Genomic DNA, 17,174 nt, shown 5'->3' on the forward strand with positions numbered 1-17,174 from the left:
TCAGCCCGTGAGGCGCGCACGAAACAACGTGGAGCCGTCCGTCAGGCGCGACCTGGAGATATCCCGGAATCCAGCCTCGGTCATCCATGCGCGATACTGACCTTCAGTGTACGATTCGCCGTGGCGATAGAGGTTCAAGAAGGTGAGATTCAGAAAGACACCCTCAGGCGGGCCGAGGCGGTCGTCATCGACGACACCCCACCCCGCAATTGCGATCTCGCCTCCGGGTGTGAGGCAACGNCGGGCCGAGGCGGTCGTCATCGACGACACCCCACCCCGCAATTGCGATCTCGCCTCCGGGTGTGAGGCAACGCGCCGCGTTCAGGATCGAACTGCGCGCCTGGTCCGGCGGAAGGACCTGGACGACGGCCTTCAGGATCGCCAGGTCGTGCCGACCGATCGATGGTGCGACAGTTATGTCCCCCTCTTCGACAACCACGTCGTCGGCACCGTATTCTGACAGGATATCTGGCGCGACCGCTGCCACCGTTGGGAGTTCCATCAGCGTCGCCGCAATCTGCGGCCGCCGCTCGCGAAGTCCGACGAGAATGGTCCCGGAGCCCCCGCCGATGTCGATCACCGAACCGATCGCAGAGAGGTCCATCTCCCGGGCCAGATGTCGGCCGAAAATCACCCCGCCCGGTGCGAGCAGGCGGCTGAAGGCCGCCGCGGCCTCGGGCCCCGCTTCGGAAAAGTCGTGCAGCGCAGCCGGCCGGTTCTGTCGCAGCGACTCTGCGGTCAGCAGGTCGGCTCCCCAGAGCTCGCGCAGGAGCGCATGATCGCCGCCGCGGTAGGTCGGTTTGGACGCGTCGAGGAAGGCCGACGCTTCGGCTCCATTGCGAAATTGACCATCCTTGACTTCGAGGAGACCGATGCTGGCGAGCGCGTAGAGGAGCCGCGACAGACGATCGGGCTCGACTTTGAGCGCGGCCCCAAGGCTGTCGGCAGTCACCGCGCTGCCGCCGAGCCGGGTGAAGATGCCGAGGTCCAGCCCGGCGCGAAGCGCCAAGGCGGGGGGCACCGCTGCGATCAGGTTGTCGATCCGATCAGAATCCACCATGCCACATTCCCTTCCGCGATCCAGAACCGACTTTGAGCTCAACTTGCTGGTTACACCGCATATGTGACACTTCCGTTCGGCATGTCCGTCCACCAGTTTGGTGACAGACCCTCTCTTTATCGAAGGAGAAACACAAGGCCTTCCACCGGCGCCGGCGACAATGGCCTCTTCCGTTCGAAGGAGATCGAGGCGGCGCTCGCCGGAAGCTTCGTGGCCTCGGCACTGGCCGGCGTTAAAGTCGCGGCGGATAATTTGATGAGCGACATGAATGGTCGGCCGACTACCGCGCCAGTCTCGTGGCTGCCGCCAACGCCTGAGACCACCGACCTTCGGTTTTGGGAAAGGGGCCTTAACGGCCCTTTTCTGTCCGTCCCGTACTTCGGGCGTGTCGTTATCTCGCACTTGCACAAAGTTCTGGTGCGCTGCAATATAGCTGGAGGAATGCGGCCTCCAGCCCGCCTTTCGCAGAAGGGACCGGCATGACGGACATCTCCGCGGCGCGTCTTGTCGTGTCCAGGCCTGTCGCCGATAGCTCGGCAAGAACCAGGCTTGCCTATCTCGACGGCTGGCGTGGCCTGTCGATCGCGCTGGTGCTGATCGGCCATTTCTTCCCCGTTCCCGGCATCAATCTCGGCGTCCTGGGCGTCGAATTCTTCTTCGTGCTCAGCGGCCGGCTGATGGCCGAGATCCTGTTCGTCGAACACTATCCGCTGAAGAAATTCTTCAAGCGCCGGTTCTCCCGCATCTACCCGGCACTGATGGTTTTCGTCGTCGCCGCGGTGGTTGCCTTGTCCGGCACATTCATCGCCTTCAAGTGGAAGGCGGCGCTGACGGCGCTGACGTTCACTTACAACTACGCCGGAATTCTCGTCACCCGCGCCGGCGCGCTCGACCATATCTGGTCGCTCTGCGTCGAAGAGCACGCCTATGTCATCCTGGCGCTGATCGGCGTCGTCGTCTCGGGGCAGTCCCGGGTCATCGTGCTGCTCGGCGCATTGTCGGTGCTGGCCATGGCAAACGGCGCCATCTCCTACTGGGTGCTCGGAATAGGCTACGAGTCCACCTATTGGCGCACCGACGTGCACATCGCCTCGATCCTGCTGTCAGCGGTGATATGCCTGCTCAAGGCCGACGACAGGCTGCCGGCGCTGCTCAAGGGCCCACATGTCGCCCTGGCGGCCGCTGTCGTGGCGGTTCTAGTGTTCATGGCTGCCGTGCCAACCCCGATCCACTATCTGGTCGCGGTGCCGCTGTTGGCCCTCGCCGTCAACTCGCTCGACTTCAGCAGTTGGTACCTGACCGGGTTTCTATCCTCCCGGCCGATGACGATGCTGGGGCTGTGGTCGTATTCGCTCTATCTTTGGCAGCAGCCCTTTTATCAATTCGTCGACATACAAGGCAGTTCGCCGTGGCTGATGTTGGCGGCGGCGTTCGCTTGCGCTCTGTGCAGCTACTACATCGTCGAAAAGCCGACCCGCTCCTGGCTGAACCGCAATTGGTAGGGCGAGGCGGCTGCCGTTCAGCCGGCGATCCGTCTTAGATAATACCGCACGGCTTTCTTGCCGCCGTGGATTACCGCGTCGCCCACTTCCATGAAGCCGAGTGCCGCGTGGAAGGCGTCCGAAGCCGGATTGGGTGGCTCGGCATTGACCTCGCAAGTGACGATCGCCTGGCCGGCGCGTGACGCCTGCTCGAACAGATCCTCGTACAGCCGGCGGGCATGACCCCGGCCGCGCGCATTGGCGCCGACCACGACGCGATCGACATAGACGAAGCGCGGATAGCGCTCGCGAAACCACAGGAAATTCGGGCTGTCGTAGCTTGCGTCCTGGTCGAAGGTCATGATGAAGGCTTCGAGTGCACCGATACGGCGCGCGTAAAACGCTTCGCCAAGCAGGAAGGAAAGGCGCTCAGGTTCGAGCCATGATAATTCCGCAGCGTGCTCGTTGTTGAGCGCGAGGATTGCGGGCTCATCCCGCGGCAAAACCAGCTCGATCGGCAATCGCGTTTCAATCATTTTCTTTCTTCTGTCTTCCAGGATCATGCCCGGGCAGCGGCGATGGTCGCCGCCACCAGTACCTCGTCGGTCACGGTGTTGCGGTATTCGCGGTCGAGGTCGGTGCCGCCCATACCGACTTTCGGGTTGCGATAGCGCATGGCGCTCGGCACGTCCTTGAGCGCGGCGAAGTGCATTTCGCTCACCCCGGTTTTCCTCCGCACCTCGGCAATGTTCTGCGGGTCAAGCCCGCCGCAGCCGAGGATGATGATGCGGTCGCCAGCCTGCCTGACCAGATCGGCGAGCAGGTCCGCGCCCTCCAGCGCCGTGTCGCGCTGGCCGCTGGTCAGCACACGGCCGACCTTGCAGCGGATCAGCGATTCCAGTGCCTCGGTCGGGTCGCGGGTCATGTCGAAGGCGCGGTGGCAGGTGACGTTCAAGCTCCCCGCTGCCTGCGCCAGTTCGCTCATGCGCTGCTCATCGATCGTGCCGTCGGCAGCGAGGCAGCCGATAACGACACCGGCGACGCCAAGCTCGGCAAGCGCTCGGACATCGGCGAGCATCGAACGATATTCGGCCTCGCTATAGAGAAAATCGCCGCCACGCGGCCGCACGATGACGTGGAACGGGATCGTCGCTAATTCAAGCGCCGTGCGCACGGTGCCGAAGCTCGGCGTGATGCCGCCCTCGACCAGGCTGGCACAGAGCTCGACACGGTCGGCACCGGCGGCTTGCGCGGCCAGCAGGCCGTCTATGCCTTCGACGCAGATCTCGATCAGCGGCAGGCGAGGGCGTTCGGTCTCGGTCATGGGCGATCCGTTGATGATTTCAGCTGGCCAGCGGTAGCATCGGGCACGGTGCCTTGAAAGCCGGAAGTGTGGGCTCAATGTGCTTGCGGGCGCGCCTGCCATTCCGCCGCTTGACACATTCATAACTTAAGCGTTATACGTAACTCATAGCTGATGGGTTATTGGTTCTCATGGAGAGCGCGTTGTTGAATAGCCCAGCCAAACCGCAAACAACGGGTCCCAAGTCATGACTGAAGCAACCACAATCGAAACCAAATCCATTGTCGTCGAGCGTCTGATCCCGCATGCGGCTGAAAAGATATGGCGCGCACTGACCGTGCCGCATCTGGTTGCCGAATGGCTGATGGAGAACGACTTTGCGCCTGAGCAAGGCCATCGCTTTACCTTTCGCGCGACGCCGGTGCCTGGCTGGTCCGGCGTGACGAACTGCGAGGTGCTGAAGATCGAGCCGCCACGCCTGCTCGCCTACAGCTGGGGCGACGGCACCGAATCCGACAGCGGTCTGAAGACCGTGGTGACATGGTCGTTGACGCCCGAAGGTAAAGCGACGCGGGTGCGCATGGAGCATTCCGGGTTCCGGTCCGAGGACGAGCGCGGCTACATCGGCATGGGAAGCGGTTGGCCGCGCATTCTCGAGCGGCTTGAGCGGGTGACTGCCTGGCAAAGCTGAATATCCCGGCGCTCGCCTTGCCGCAACGCGGCGGCCGGCGAACTGACAGAACCAAGAAATATCGAGACCCCGGATGTTCGTCGTCCGGGCTTGAGAAAACACGCCCGAAGGAGACCACTATGCAAGCACGATTGAAAAACCCGGTGATGCTCATTCCTGGCGCTCTGCAGGCGCTGCTCGCGCTGGACAAGTCGACGGAAACGGCCGATCTGTCCTATGTGACGCGCAAGCTCGTCCATTTGCGCGCCAGCCAGATCAACGGATGCAGTGTCTGTATCGATATGCATGCACGCGAATTGAAGAAGGCCGGTGAAAAGGATGAGCGCGTCTTCACCGTGTCGGCCTGGCGGGAAACACCTTACTTCACCGACGCCGAGCGCGCCGCGCTGGCGCTGACCGAGGCGGCGACCCGGTTAGCCGACCGGCCAGACCCGGTGCCGGATGCGGTCTGGGATGAAGCCGCCCGGCACTATGACGAAAAGGCGCTTGCCGCACTGGTCGTCCAGATTGCCCTGATCAATGCGTTCAACCGTCTCAACGCAACCACCAGACAGATGGTCGGCGCCTGGGGCTGAACGGGGCCGGGTTCTCGCAAAGCCACATCAGATCCGCAGCTTGTGAGAATTCGCGCGCACGAAGTCGATGAAGGCCCGCAGCTTCGGCGGTACCAGGCGGCGGCTGGGATAATAGAGGTGGAGCGGCTCGTAAGCGGGACAGAAAGGCTCCAGCACCTTGACCAGCGCGCCTGAGGCAAGAAGCGGCGCGGCGAGCCCCTCGACCGCGAAGGCGAGGCCAAGCCCTTGCGCGGCAGCAGTAATGCACAGCGGAAGCGTGTTCACGACCAGACATGCGTCCGGTGTGAAAGCGACTTCGCGTTCATCCACGGTGAACTCCCAGGGCGAGATCGCGCGGGTGCGGGTGAGGGCGAATGCGATGCAGCGATGGGCGGCGAGGTCGGCCGGCCGCTTCGGCGTGCCGTTGCGCGCCAGATAGTCCGGGCTGCCCACCACGACCATCTGCAGGGGCCCGCCCAGGCGCGCGCCGATCATATCTTTCTCGAGAAGCTCGCCGATGCGCAGGCCGGCATCGAACCCCTCGGCGGCGATGTCGACGAAGCTGTCGTCGAAGATCAGATTGAGCCGCACTTCTGGATAAGCATCCATGAACGGCCGCATCAGTGGCTCGATCAGCAGCGGGGCGGCGATCCAGGGCAGGCTGAGGCGCAGCGTGCCGGCAGGACGATCGCGGGTCTCGCGCAGCGCCGCACCAGCCGCCCAGATGTCTTCGGCTGCCGGGCGCACATGGTCGAGGTATTGGGCGCCAGCTTCGGTCAAGCCAACGCTGCGGGTCGTGCGGTTGAGCAGCCGCACCCCCAGGCCTCCTCAAGTCCTTTGACCGCCTCGCTCAACGAGGCCGGAGCGACGCCGAGCTCGGCGGCGGCGCGGGTGAAGCTCCTGGCCTCCGCAACTTTTACGAAGGCGACGATGCCGCTGAATTGGTCGAGGCGCATTGTAAGGTTTTTCCAAATAGCCCTGTCGAACTCTACTGGTTTTTCCGGTGAACAAAAGGCGTCATGTTGGGCTCGACGAACGGGCCTCGCTGTTGCGAGGGCCCGAACGGGCAAGGAGACAGGACCGATGACCAGGCTCGCTTCACTCGCCGCCGGCGCTCTTCTGGCGGTGTCTGCCGCCCCGGCGAATGCCGGGCCGCTGGAGGACAGCAACATCCAGCTCATCAAGGACTACTACGCAGCTTACGCGACCGGCAATCCTGAGGCCGTGCGGCCCTTCCTCGCGCCCGACATCGTGTGGCGCATTCCCGGTCATCATCCGCTCGCCGGCGACAAGCGCGGGCCGGACGAGGTGGTCGCCTTTTTCCGCGGCCTGGCCGATGGCAAGTTCAAGGCCGAGCCGATCTTCTTCCAGGCGCAGGGCGACCTCGTCGTCGATGTCCATCGCGGCTGGTCGAATGTCGGCTCAGGTCCCGAGATCGACCAGCTCTATGCGCTGATGTTCCGCATCAAGGGCGGCAAGATCGCCGAGGCACAGAATTTTTTGACCGACATGTATCAGTCGGACGCCTTTTACTGGGCGCATTACCCGCTGAAGCCATTGCCCGGCCGACTGGCTGGCGAGCGCTGAGACGGCGGTCTTTCTTGCAACGCGCCGCGCTTCTCACTCCAAGCCAAAGGAGACTTGCGATGCTTAAAACCCTGACACTTGCTGCAGCAACCGCCGTGGCGCTCGCCGCCTCCAATGCCTTCGCCGCACCGCGCATCGAGCGCGTCGCTTTCGCCTCGAACGGTGAGCAGATCGTCGGCGAGCTCTATCTGCCGGAGGATCTGGACGCGGCGAAACTTCGGCCCGCGCTGGTCGTGACCGGCGCCTGGATGACGGTAAAGGAACAGATGCCGGCCCGCTATGCCCGCGAGATGGCCGACCGCGGTTTCATCGCCTTGACCTTCGATTTTCGCGGCTGGGGCGAAAGCGGCGGCGTGCGCCGCCAGTACGAGGATCCTAACGCCAAGATCGCCGACATCGAAGCGGCGGTCGCCTATCTCGCGACCCGGCCCGAGACCGATCAGGACCGCATCGGCGGGCTCGGCATTTGCGCCAGCTCCGGCTACATGGTCACCGCTGCGGCCGAAAACGTCGCGATCAAGTCGGTCGCCCTCGTTGCGCCCTGGTTGCAGGATGCCGAAGGGGTCGAGCAGACCTATGGCGGCGGGGACGGTGTCGCCAGGCTCGAGGCCGCGAGCGATGCGGCCGAGGCGGAATATCGCCGCACCGGCAAACAGGCATTCCTGCCCGCTGCTAGCTTGACCGACGAGCGCGCGGTCATGTTCAAGGTGCCTTACTACACCGAACCCGATCGCGGCATGCTCCCGGCCTGGCGCAACGAGGCCGATCCCGCCTTCTGGCGCGGCTGGTTGAGGTTCGATGCAATCCAGGCTGCTCCGCGCCTGCACCAGCCTTTTCTGATGGTGCATAGCGAGGCGGCTGCCATTCCGCAGGGCGCGCACAAGTTCTACGCGCGGCTGACCAGTTCCAGGCAGGAGATGTGGCTAGACAATGTCACCCAGTTCGATTTCTACGATCGTGCCGCGCCGGTGAAGGCGGCGAGCGATGCCGTCGCCGCGCACTTCCGCGCAACGCTGGGCGGTGCAGGGGAGGCGGGACAATGAGCCTCGTCACCCGCCGGTATGTCTTGGCCTCGGCGGTTTCAGCCGCGATGATTTCCGCCGTCTCGGCGCCCGCCTCGAGCGCTCCGGGAGATGCGCTGACGGTCGAAGACAGGATCGTGATCGCCGAGGCAGTTGCCGGGATCGGCCTCTATGCCGATCTGCGTGAATGGAACCGGGTCAAATCCTATTTCGCGGCCCGTGTCACGACCGACTATACCAGCCTCTTCGGCGGCGAGGTCACGACCAGCGGCCGCGACTCCCTGATCGCCCAATGGCAAGCGCTGCTGCCGGGCTTCGACGCCACCCAGCACCTCATCACCAACGTCATTGTCGAAGGCGCGGATAAGCATGCGGTTGCACGCAGCCATGTCCGCGCGACCCACTGGATCGGTTCCCGGTTCTGGACGGTCGGCGGCAGCTATCTACACCGGCTGGTGCGGACGTCGGAAGGTTGGCGCGTCAAGGCAATCTCCATCCGCCGCTTGTACGAAGAGGGAGATCGCGCCCTTTTGACCGCCGCTGCCGACCGGGTGAAGGCGGAGGCCAAATGAGTGTTCGGATTTGCGCATGCCCAGTCGCGCGGCGAGGTTGCTCGGAGCAACGGCAACGTGAATATTGATCGAATGTCGGGGCAGGCTTGGCGCATGCGGCATTAGTGCCGCCAACCGCGGAGACAGGACATGACCCTTTCACTGCAGGAGGTTTCCGATCGGCTTGAGATCGAACAGCTGCTTGCTCGCTATTGCTACGCTGTGGACGATCGCGACTGGGAAGCCTATCGGAAAATATTCACGCCCGACGCCGTGCTTGACGACACTGTAACAGGTGGAATCAGGAGCGGTGTGGATGAGCATGTTGCTTATATGAAAGGCGCCCTATCGAAGATATTGATCTCGCAGCACGCCATTTCAACAATCCTTCTTGATCTCCGAGGGGATGAGGCCAGCGCGCGCGTGCATTGTTCATGCCCGATGGTGGTCGACCTCGGCGAAGGCAAAAGGCAGGTCTTCTTCCAAGGGCTCTGGTATCGCGACCGCGTCATACGCACGTCCGAGGGCTGGCGCATAAGTGAACTTGTCGAGGAAGGCTATTGGAATCACAATTTGCCGGAGGGGTTCACGTTCTGACGTCTGTTACGCGCTGTGCTGGATCCGCCACGGACGCTGTTTTCAGACGTGGCAGCTACTGGCGCAACACGGTGTTCTTGGTGCCTTCTTCGACCTGGTCGATGACCAGCAGCTTGACCGGATCGGCGCCGACATTGGTGGCCTGATGCCACTGCCCGATCATCTCGATGATGAAATCACCTGATTTGTAGGTGTTGCTCTTGCCGGTTTCGACGTTGGTGACCTGAAGCGTGCCGGCCTCGACATAGGCATAGCGCGGAAACGGATGCTTGTGGACCGGCAAAGTGGCGCCCGGCGCGATCTGATAGGCCGAGACCAGGACCTGCACGTTCTTCTGCGGCAGCGTGATCGGCTGGCCGGACGCAGTCTCGGTGCGAGAGGCAAGCGGGGTCACGACAACCGGCGTCCCGCTGGCGTCCAGCGCCTGGGCGTTGTTTGCAAACAGTGCAGCCGCGAGCAGCAGCGTCGGCGCCAAGATTATTCGCATGATTCCCCCCGAGCTGCGTCAGCATTGCGCAGCACGCATTGGCGCGCAAACTTGTCTGTTGAGGAGCGCCTTATCCAGCTCTTCTAAACATGCCCGGCGTCATGCCATGCATGGCCCGGAACGTACGGGAGAGATGGCTCTGGTCGGCGAAACCTGCCGCGATAGCGGCGTCGGCGAGGCCAAATCCCTGTTCGATCAGCGCGCTCGCCCGGCGCAATCGCCGGTCGCGGATATAGGCCACCGGCGTCAGGCCGATCGCCTTGTTGAAGTCGCGGATGACCTGGAACCGGGTCACGCCACCCGCACCGGCAAGCCGCTTGAGGTCGAGCTGCGAGCCGAGCTCGCTTTCGACAAGGTCGCGATAGAGCGAAAACCTCCGCTGCGATCCGGAGCTTTCGACCTCCTCGGCCTGTCCGCTCGAGTCGCCATGCCGAACGATCAGCCGTCGCAGCGCCACGAGCAGGGACGTCTCGGCCGTCATTGTGTCTGGGGATGTCGAGCCCTGGTGTGCGGCCGTCAACGCTGCGGCGAGATTGTTGTCTTCGATAGTCGCGTGCGAAAACACCGGAGCGCCGTGCCAGCCGAGTTCGCGGGCAAGTGCGGTCATCAGCGGCACCGAGGGATAAAACGTCCGGTAGGCCCAGCCTTCGTCCGCCCCGCGTTCGCCGTCATGCCACTCCTCTGGATTGACGACGGCAATGGCGCCTGCCGGGGCGAGAACGCTTTGACGGCCGATGCGAATCCGCTCGCAGCCGAAGGTGATCAGGGCGATCACATAGGTCGGGTGTGTGTGCAAGTCGTAGCGGTGCCGGGTGAAGCGCGCTTCGAACAGGCCAAGGTCGGGGAAGCACGGATGGCGCCAGTATTTCCCGGTCTCCGCCGCTTGGTTTGTCTTTGCCATAGTCAATCCGGTTCAAGACGCTTTTCGTCGGGCCTTCTATGGCAGCAGGATCAAGCCACGCCGCCCATTGCCGGTGTGAGAGGAGGTATCATGTTGCATAATGACCCCATCGCCGCGCTGACACCAGAGGTCATAGGCTGGCGGCACCATATCCATGCCAATCCGGAGCTCGGATTCAATGAATACGAAACGGCGCGTTTCGTTGCAGAGAAACTGCGCTCCTTCGGCCTCGACGAGGTGCATGAAGGGATCGGCGGCACCGGGGTCGTCGGTGTCCTGCGCAGCGGTGGCGGCACACGCGCCATCGGCCTTCGCGCCGAGCTCGACGCGCTTCCGGTGCTGGAGAAAACCGGCTTGCTCTATGCTTCGAGGAGAGAGGGCGTGATGCATGCCTGCGGCCATGACGGCCACACCGCCATGCTGCTCGGCGCTGCCAAATTGCTCAGCGAGTCGCGCACCTTCGACGGCACCGTCACTTTCATCTTCCAGCCGGCCGAGGAAAACGAAGGCGGCAGCATGCGCATGATCGAGGACGGCCTGTTCAGGCGCTTTCCGGTCGAGGCGGTCTATGCGGTCCACAACTGGCCGGGCGTCAGGCTGGGGACGATCGCGGCCCGTGCTGGTGCGCAGATGGCGGCCGTCGACAATTTCGAGCTGACTTTCGAGGGTCTTGGCGCGCATGCCGCGATGCCGCAGCTCGGCGATGACCCGATCCTGGCAGCGGGCGCCTTCGTGCAAGCCGTCCAGCGCATCGTCAGCCGCACGGTCGACCCGCAGAGCGCGCTTGTCGTCAGCATCACGCAGATCCATGGCGGCAATGTCGGCAACATCGTGCCGGGCAAGGTCTGGCTGCAAGGCACCTGCCGCTTCTTCGAGCCCGGCCTTTCCAACCACTGCGAGACGCTGATTGGCGAGATCGCACAAGGCATCGCCGCCGCGCATTCGCTCAAGGCAAGGTTCGACTACCGGAAGGGCTATCCGCCACTGATCAACACCGCGGACGCGACGGCCCGCGCCGTCGAGGCGGCGGCATCCGTCGTCGGCCGGGAGAATGTCATGACCGAGTTCAGTCCCAGTCTCGGCTGCGAGGATTTCGCTTTCATGATCCGTGAGGCGAGCGGCTGCTATGCGTGGATCGGTGCCGGCGAGGTCGGCCCGGGCGAAGGCCTGCACGGCGACCGCTACGTCTTCAACGACGAGATCGTGCCGACGGTGATGCGCTACTACGTCAACCTCGTCGAGCAGACGCTTGCCGGCAAAGTATCTGAGCTGAAATGAAGACGTCGGTCTGGGGGCCGCAGGTATTTCCCAAGTCTCGGCAAGCTTTGCAGAGGAGATAATCGACTACGTCAGAGACCCGCTATCGCAGGGCAATAGCGGGCCTAGTCCTTCTACAGCAGTTTTTCCGGCGTGATCGGCAGCTCCCGGATCCGCTTGCCTGTAGCGTCGAAGACGGCATTGGCAACCGCTGCGGCAACGCCGGTGGCGCCGAGCTCGCCGATGCCCTTGCCGCCAATCGGGCTGGCATGCTCGTCCACCTCGTCGACGAAGTGGATAATGATGTCGCCGGGAATGTCGGCGTTGACCGGAATGGCAACCCCTGAAAGGTTCTTCGACAGGAACCGCCCGAGCACCGGTTCGTGCCTGCTCTGCTCCATCGCCGCCATGCCCCAGCCCCAGATGATGCCGCCCGTCATCTGGCTGCGTGCGGTGCGGGGATTGACGATGCGGCCGGCGCTGTAGCTGCCGACGGCGCGACGAAGCCTGAGCAGGCCGAGCCCCGGATCGACGCCGACCTCCATGAAAATCGCGCCGAAAGTGCGCATGGCGAGGCCTTTGCCATGCTGCGCCGGATCGAACGAGCCGGAGCCGATGATCTCGCCGATGTCGGTATGACTCATCACGTCGGCGATCGTCTGACCGCCGGCAGCGCCTTTGCGGCGAATATGGCCGTCTTGCATCTCGACCTCGTCGGGCGGCAGATTGGCAAGACGGGCAAACTGCGAACGTGCATCTTCGGCGGCTGCAAGCACCGCCGCGCCCACCCCCATGGTCGACGATGAGCCATAGGTCGGACCCGCCTCCGGCAGCTGTGTATCGCCCATTTCCAACTCGATCCTCTCCATCGGCAGGCCCAGGACATCGGCTGCGATCTGCGGAAAGATGGTGAGTGTTCCGGTCCCTATATCCTGGGTGCCGGTGCGGATGAGCACCGTGCTGTCCCTGTGCAACCTGACCTCGGCTGCAGGCGTCGGGTGGCGGAAACAGCCCATGCTACAGGTCGCCATGCCGTAGCCGATCAGCCAATCGCCATCGCGTTGCGGCTTGCGCGGGCGCTCGCGCCAGCCGAACAGGCGGGCGCCTTCCTCATAGGCCTCGCGCAGCTTCTTCGACGACCAGGGCTGGCCGGTGGCCGGATCCGTGTCCGCATGGTTGATCAGACGCAGGTCGAGCGGATCGATGCCGAGGCGGTGGGCGAGCTCGTCCATCGCGCTTTCGAGGGCCCAGGTGCCGGGACCCTCGACCGGCGCGCGCAGCGCCGTCGGCATGGCGACGTTCGCGCGCTCGACGCGCTGGCTGAGACGCATGGCCGGCGTGGCGTAGAGACCCTTCGAGGCTTCGGTGGCGAACTCGACGAAATCGTCGGTGACGGTGGTCAGGTTGACCACGTCCTGTTGCACGGCGGTCAGCTTGCCCGACTTGTCCGCCGCCAGCACGATCTTCTGTGCCATGCGCGGCTGATAGCCGAGACAGGAATAGGCATTGGCGCGGCTGAGCGCCAGCCTGACCGGGCGCTGCATGATGCGCGCCGCGGCGGCGGCCAGCACCTGATGCGGCCAGATCCAGCCCTTGCCGCCGAAGCCGCCGCCGGTATGGCGGGAAATCACGCGGACCTTCTCGGCCGGGACATTCATGCGGGCCGCAACCACCTGGCGGACACCGTAGACGTGCTGCGTGGCGTCGTGCAGCGTCAGCTCTCCGTCGTTCCACTCGGCGAGCGTCGCCGAGGGCTCCATGGCGTTGTGATGGCGCGACGGCTGCAGGTAGACGGCTTCGACCATGGCGGCTGCGTTGCTAAGCCCGCGGTCGACCTCGCCCTTCGTAAACGTCGGCTCCAGGAACAGAAAGCCGCTCTCCCTCGGCACGACCGCAGCCTTGTCGATTGCGGTCCATTCGGGTGGTGCCGGCAATTCCGGCTCGGCGAACTCGTAGCGCAACGAGACGCGGCGGGCGCCGGCTTCCGCCGCCTCCAGTGTCTCGCCCAGCACAATTGCAAGCGGCTGGCCCTCGTGACGTATCTCGTCGTTCTGCATGGGCATGAAGCTCTGCGCCGCCGGCGGACCTTCGGCGTGCTGCGTCTGCGTATCCGGCTCGGCCCTTGGCGATGCGAACCGGCCGAATTTGGGCATGTCCTCATGCGTGAGCACGCGCACGACGCCTTCCTCGGCGAGCGCGTCGTCGACCATGATCGACGTCACGCGGCCGGCGGGAGCGGGCGCGGTCACCAGCACTGCATAGAGCAGGTCGGGGGCAAAGTAGTCGGCCGCATAGCGGGCGCGGCCGGTAACCTTGACGCCGCCGTCAGGGCGGGCAACAGGCTGGGTGATCATCATGACGGCATCCTCGCTGCTCTTTCGATCGCCCGCAAAGCGGCGGTCTTGGCCAGTTCGATCTTGTAGGCGTTCTGCAACAAGGGACGCGCTTCGGCGAAGGATTGCTCGATAGCGGTGCTCAACGCCTCGCGATCGCCGACATCGGCACCGGCGAGCCGCTCCTCGGCGGCGCTCAGCCGCCACGGCCGCAGCGCGACGGACCCCAGCGCCAGGCCAGCCCGACGAATGGTCCGGCCGTCCATCTCCAGCACCGCGGCGGCGGAGACGATGGCATATTCGTAGGATTCGCGCTCGCGCACCTTGAGGTAAGCCGATCGCGGCGCCGGTGCCGGCAGCTCGATTGCCGTGATCAGTTCGCCTTGCTGCAACACATTGTCTGCCTCGGGCCGCGTGTCGGGAAGCAGGTGGAATTCGGCTGCCGGAATGCGCCTGCCGCCGCTGCGGTGCGCGGTGACGATGACTGCATCAAGTGCTGCCAGTGCCACCGCCGGGTCGGATGGCTGGGTGGCGATGCAATCCTCGGTCCAGCCGAATATCGCGTGATTGTCGTTGATGCCATGCAATGCCGAGCAACCGGAGCCGAGCCGACGTTTGTTGCACGGCAACTGCTCTTCGGCACGGAAATAGGCACAGCGCGTCTTCTGCAGCAGATTGCCGCCTATCGTTGCGAGGTTTCTCAGTTGCGGCGACGCCGCGTTGAGGATCGCCTGGCTCAACACCGGATAGTCGCGCATGACCAACTCGTGCTGCGCGACGTCGTTGAGATGCGTCAGCGCGCCGATCCTCAAGCCGCCGCCGGGCAGTGCCTCGATCTGATCCAGCCCGTCGAGGCGGGAGATATCGATGATCCGCGCCGGCCCGGCAATGCCAAGGCGCAGCCAGTTGAGCAATTCGGTGCCGCCGGCGAGAAAAGCGCTGTCCGGCGCCGCTCCGGCCGCGATCGTTTCGCCCAGGCTATCGGCGCGCGCATAGACGAATGGGGTCATTGGCTCGCCCTCCCAGCCGCTGCGCGCACCGCCTCGACGATTTGCGGATAGGCCGAGCAGCGGCACAGATTGCCGCTCATCCATTCGCGGATCTCGGCGTCGGAGCCGGTATGTCCCTCCTCGATCAGCGCCGCCGCCGACATCACCTGCCCGGGCGTGCAGAATCCGCACTGGAAACCATCATGATCGATGAACGCCTGCTGCACGGGATGAAGCGCATCGCCGTCCGCCAGGCCCTCGATCGTCGTGACCTCGCGTCCCTCGGCGGACACGGCCAGTATCATGCAGGCATTCACACGCCGTCCGTCGAGATGCACGGTGCAGGCGCCGCACTCGCCGAAATTGCATCCCTTTTTCGTTCCGGTCAGATGAAGCCGCTCGCGCAACAGGTCGAGCAGCGTGACGCGGGGATCGAGATCGGAAAGGCTGTGGTCCTCGCCGTTCACCCGCAACCGCAGTAGGTGCCGATCGTGGAAGTCCATTGGGGGTACCTCGAAGCACATGCCGTCCTAGTCGCAGGGACTCGTCCAGCAATCAGCCGCCCACCTGTCGAGGCGAAATAGGGCGGTCGATTTCGGGGGAAAGGCACTGCCGGTCACGGAAGGCGAAAAACGTTTGGGAACCCGCACGGGATGGGCTGAGAATGCCACGCCGCAAAAAGTGCACCGTCACCGTAGTTCAATACCGGCGCTCGCCTTCGTGGCCGCCTGTGTATCCTGCTGGCCACCTGTGCTGCATTCAAGTTAGCGAAACACGCAATCAACGAGCTAAAAGATTGATATGATGCCAGGGTTAACCGTTTCGTAGCCTAGGCGCGGCTCAAACTTGTCTTTGGGGATTGCGCCGGAGACAGTTCCGGTTGAACGGTAATCCACCTCTGTCTTCTTCTTTTTCTTGATCGTGCCTGACAAATCGGCACAGAGTTGCGTTGTCCCTTTTCTGGCTACCACCTTTTTCTCGTGCGCAACGGCGGCGGTGGATCCGGCAATCACAATTGCCGCGCACACGATGGCCAATCTCATCGAATTTCCTCCCCCAAGCGCCGGCCTAAGCCGCGGTCGATCTACCGACGCTGGGGCCGAAGCTCAGGTCGGCATCTTGGCCGAAGCGCATTATCACCGAGCCGATTGGCTCTGGCGCGTTATCAGCCTCTTTCAGGTAAAGCGTCTTCCTTCATTTGAGTGAAATCGAGCGATGGTTTCCCTTCGAACGCAGAATTACGGTGACAGTGCGCTTTCGATACATTGGCCCGCTGCGGGCCTCAGCTGGGTTAACCAGCTTCCTGGGCGGAGCATGGGCCTGCTCAATTGTGTTTTGACTATTTGGCTGCACGGGCGCGTAAAATATCCGGTTCGACCAGTTGTGGGCGGACTAACTCAGGGAGGATAATGTTATGAAGATGAATCGACGTAATGCTCTCGCCCTTGGTGCCACCTCGTTGTCGACCCCGCTATTGGTTGCATTGCCGACTCCGGCAGCGGCCAAGACCTACGGTCCGACTGATGGCAAAGAGATTTTTCCCGGCGTTCGGCTCGTCGAACTGGGAACACGAGACTCCCATATCAAGGGGTACAAGAAAATCGCGATGGAAGACGTCGTGTATCAGCCAAAGGGATCTAGCCCGCTGGGGGATGTCATGGCCGACGACATGGTCTGCACGGTCACTGAAGGCGAGCTGCAGGTCACGGCCGGGGATATGCAGTTCACAGCCAAGGAAGGCGATGTATGGAGCTGCGGCAAGGGTAGCACGAAGGAGGCTGCTACGAACAACGGGACAGTGGTCGCCGTGATGCGGGTGATTAACCTCAAGGCTGAATAAAGCCAAGTTGGCGATCGTGGGCGCAATCCGCGCCCGGGTGGAATCTTGCGGTTAGCGATCTAACCGGCCAGCGCCATTCCAGTGCCAACGCCGATGGCAGGCCCCATTAGAAGCTTCCCGGCCAGATCGATGGCCAAGACGCGGATGGCTCCCCAAACGTCTGCGCGGGGGCCTTATCGCGCTGGCAAGATCGTCAAACGTCTTTTCCATTCCTGGAGTCTAGATCAACACCGGGAATCTCTGAATTCACCTGTTTGTTGTCCGCTAATTCAGCATGTCAACGCAGCGGCTTCTTGCGCTTCGGCGGCCTGTACTTCTCGACCAGCCTGACCTTATCAATATCGCAAGCATCATTCGAACGAACACTTTTCGTCCACGAGGAGGGAAGGGAATGCGGTCGGTGGCGCTCTCAATACCTACACATAGCCGGCCGTCAGCAGTGGTGACGATGGCACAGTTCGCGGAGCCGGTTGCCGTTAAAAAATGTCGCGTTCGCGGAAGATATTTCGGATAACGCACCC

At 63.3% G+C, this 17,174-nt stretch carries 20 protein-coding genes and 1 pseudogene; 10 read left to right on the plus strand and 11 right to left on the minus strand.

Annotation, left to right across the window (positions count from 1 at the left end; translation table 11 throughout):
* Positions 1 to 184: 184 nt before the first annotated feature.
* Positions 185 to 1,060, minus strand: coding sequence for an acetylserotonin O-methyltransferase (locus X760_RS58810; protein WP_245278623.1), 876 nt, complete (start codon positions 1,058 to 1,060; stop codon positions 185 to 187).
* A 144-nt stretch (positions 1,061 to 1,204) separates the two neighbouring features.
* Between X760_RS58810 and X760_RS79125 the strand changes: the two are divergent.
* Both X760_RS79125 and X760_RS58815 read left to right on the plus strand, forming a co-directional pair.
* A pseudogene (locus tag X760_RS79125) lies at positions 1,205 to 1,377 on the plus strand (carbon monoxide dehydrogenase); the annotation flags it as partial.
* Between the two features lie 162 nt (positions 1,378 to 1,539).
* Complete coding sequence (locus X760_RS58815) at positions 1,540 to 2,562, plus strand: acyltransferase (RefSeq protein ID WP_023720021.1); 1,023 nt, start codon at positions 1,540 to 1,542, stop codon at positions 2,560 to 2,562.
* Positions 2,563 to 2,579: 17 nt separating this feature from the next.
* On the opposite strand, the gene X760_RS58820 is transcribed toward X760_RS58815, so the two are convergent.
* Positions 2,580 to 3,077 carry a GNAT family N-acetyltransferase gene (locus tag X760_RS58820; protein WP_023720022.1) on the minus strand — a complete coding sequence of 166 codons (498 nt, stop codon included), beginning with the start codon at positions 3,075 to 3,077 and terminating at the stop codon, positions 2,580 to 2,582.
* Between the two features lie 23 nt (positions 3,078 to 3,100).
* Positions 3,101 to 3,865, minus strand: coding sequence for a copper homeostasis protein CutC (locus tag X760_RS58825; protein WP_023720023.1), 765 nt, complete (start codon positions 3,863 to 3,865; stop codon positions 3,101 to 3,103).
* Positions 3,866 to 4,091: 226 nt separating this feature from the next.
* Here X760_RS58825 and X760_RS58830 point away from each other — a divergent pair, with 226 nt between their 5' ends.
* Complete coding sequence (locus tag X760_RS58830) at positions 4,092 to 4,535, plus strand: SRPBCC domain-containing protein (protein WP_023720024.1); 444 nt, start codon at positions 4,092 to 4,094, stop codon at positions 4,533 to 4,535.
* Positions 4,536 to 4,654: 119 nt separating this feature from the next.
* Positions 4,655 to 5,110: a carboxymuconolactone decarboxylase family protein gene (locus X760_RS58835; RefSeq protein WP_023720025.1), complete on the plus strand. Its 456-nt coding sequence runs from the start codon at positions 4,655 to 4,657 to the stop codon at positions 5,108 to 5,110.
* A 27-nt stretch (positions 5,111 to 5,137) separates the two neighbouring features.
* Here the strand turns inward: X760_RS58835 and X760_RS58840 are convergent, their stop codons facing one another.
* Both X760_RS58840 and X760_RS77255 read right to left on the minus strand, forming a co-directional pair.
* Positions 5,138 to 5,905: a LysR family transcriptional regulator gene (locus X760_RS58840; RefSeq protein WP_051409689.1), complete on the minus strand. Its 768-nt coding sequence runs from the start codon at positions 5,903 to 5,905 to the stop codon at positions 5,138 to 5,140.
* The gene (locus X760_RS77255) at positions 5,866 to 6,045 is read right to left on the minus strand and encodes a LysR family transcriptional regulator (RefSeq protein WP_051409690.1); all 180 of its coding nucleotides are present in this window, start codon (positions 6,043 to 6,045) and stop codon (positions 5,866 to 5,868) included. The genes X760_RS58840 and X760_RS77255 overlap by 40 nt, the downstream gene beginning before the upstream one ends.
* A 127-nt stretch (positions 6,046 to 6,172) precedes the next feature.
* Here X760_RS77255 and X760_RS58845 point away from each other — a divergent pair, with 127 nt between their 5' ends.
* From X760_RS58845 to X760_RS58860, 4 genes are all read left to right on the plus strand, one after another.
* Complete coding sequence (locus tag X760_RS58845; protein WP_023720026.1) at positions 6,173 to 6,676, plus strand: nuclear transport factor 2 family protein; 504 nt, start codon at positions 6,173 to 6,175, stop codon at positions 6,674 to 6,676.
* A gap of 59 nt (positions 6,677 to 6,735) precedes the next feature.
* Positions 6,736 to 7,719: a CocE/NonD family hydrolase gene (locus X760_RS58850; protein ID WP_023720027.1), complete on the plus strand. Its 984-nt coding sequence runs from the start codon at positions 6,736 to 6,738 to the stop codon at positions 7,717 to 7,719.
* On the plus strand, positions 7,716 to 8,270 hold the full coding sequence (locus tag X760_RS58855) for a nuclear transport factor 2 family protein (protein ID WP_031194303.1): 555 nt from the start codon (positions 7,716 to 7,718) through the stop codon (positions 8,268 to 8,270). Before X760_RS58850 ends, X760_RS58855 begins: the two co-directional genes overlap by 4 nt.
* Positions 8,271 to 8,399: 129 nt before the next feature.
* Positions 8,400 to 8,846, plus strand: a complete 447-nt coding sequence (locus tag X760_RS58860; protein WP_023720029.1) for a nuclear transport factor 2 family protein — start codon at positions 8,400 to 8,402, stop codon at positions 8,844 to 8,846.
* A gap of 55 nt (positions 8,847 to 8,901) precedes the next feature.
* Here X760_RS58860 and X760_RS58865 read toward each other — a convergent pair whose 3' ends face one another.
* Complete coding sequence (locus X760_RS58865; RefSeq protein ID WP_023720030.1) at positions 8,902 to 9,333, minus strand: cupin domain-containing protein; 432 nt, start codon at positions 9,331 to 9,333, stop codon at positions 8,902 to 8,904.
* A gap of 70 nt (positions 9,334 to 9,403) precedes the next feature.
* The gene (locus X760_RS58870) at positions 9,404 to 10,234 is read right to left on the minus strand and encodes an AraC family transcriptional regulator (protein WP_023720031.1); all 831 of its coding nucleotides are present in this window, start codon (positions 10,232 to 10,234) and stop codon (positions 9,404 to 9,406) included.
* A 90-nt stretch (positions 10,235 to 10,324) separates the two neighbouring features.
* On the opposite strand from X760_RS58870, the gene X760_RS58875 reads away from it, so the two are divergent.
* On the plus strand, positions 10,325 to 11,512 hold the full coding sequence (locus X760_RS58875; protein WP_023720032.1) for an amidohydrolase: 1,188 nt from the start codon (positions 10,325 to 10,327) through the stop codon (positions 11,510 to 11,512).
* 113 nt (positions 11,513 to 11,625) lie between these two features.
* Here the strand turns inward: X760_RS58875 and X760_RS58880 are convergent, their stop codons facing one another.
* The 4 genes from X760_RS58880 to X760_RS58895 form a co-directional block, all read right to left on the minus strand.
* The gene (locus X760_RS58880) at positions 11,626 to 13,848 is read right to left on the minus strand and encodes a xanthine dehydrogenase family protein molybdopterin-binding subunit (RefSeq protein WP_023720033.1); all 2,223 of its coding nucleotides are present in this window, start codon (positions 13,846 to 13,848) and stop codon (positions 11,626 to 11,628) included.
* Positions 13,845 to 14,834: a xanthine dehydrogenase family protein subunit M gene (locus tag X760_RS58885; RefSeq protein WP_023720034.1), complete on the minus strand. Its 990-nt coding sequence runs from the start codon at positions 14,832 to 14,834 to the stop codon at positions 13,845 to 13,847. The genes X760_RS58880 and X760_RS58885 overlap by 4 nt, the downstream gene beginning before the upstream one ends.
* Entirely contained in the window at positions 14,831 to 15,316 is a 486-nt protein-coding gene (locus tag X760_RS58890; protein ID WP_031194306.1) for a (2Fe-2S)-binding protein, read from the minus strand. The genes X760_RS58885 and X760_RS58890 overlap by 4 nt, the downstream gene beginning before the upstream one ends.
* Positions 15,317 to 15,601: 285 nt before the next feature.
* Positions 15,602 to 15,856, minus strand: coding sequence for a hypothetical protein (locus tag X760_RS58895; RefSeq protein ID WP_023720036.1), 255 nt, complete (start codon positions 15,854 to 15,856; stop codon positions 15,602 to 15,604).
* A gap of 371 nt (positions 15,857 to 16,227) precedes the next feature.
* On the opposite strand from X760_RS58895, the gene X760_RS58900 reads away from it, so the two are divergent.
* Positions 16,228 to 16,653, plus strand: a complete 426-nt coding sequence (locus tag X760_RS58900; RefSeq protein WP_023720037.1) for a hypothetical protein — start codon at positions 16,228 to 16,230, stop codon at positions 16,651 to 16,653.
* Positions 16,654 to 17,174 lie beyond the last annotated feature (521 nt).

The sequence above is a fragment of the Mesorhizobium sp. LSHC420B00 genome (genome assembly GCF_000503055.1).
Classification (GTDB): Bacteria; Pseudomonadota; Alphaproteobacteria; order Rhizobiales; family Rhizobiaceae; genus Mesorhizobium.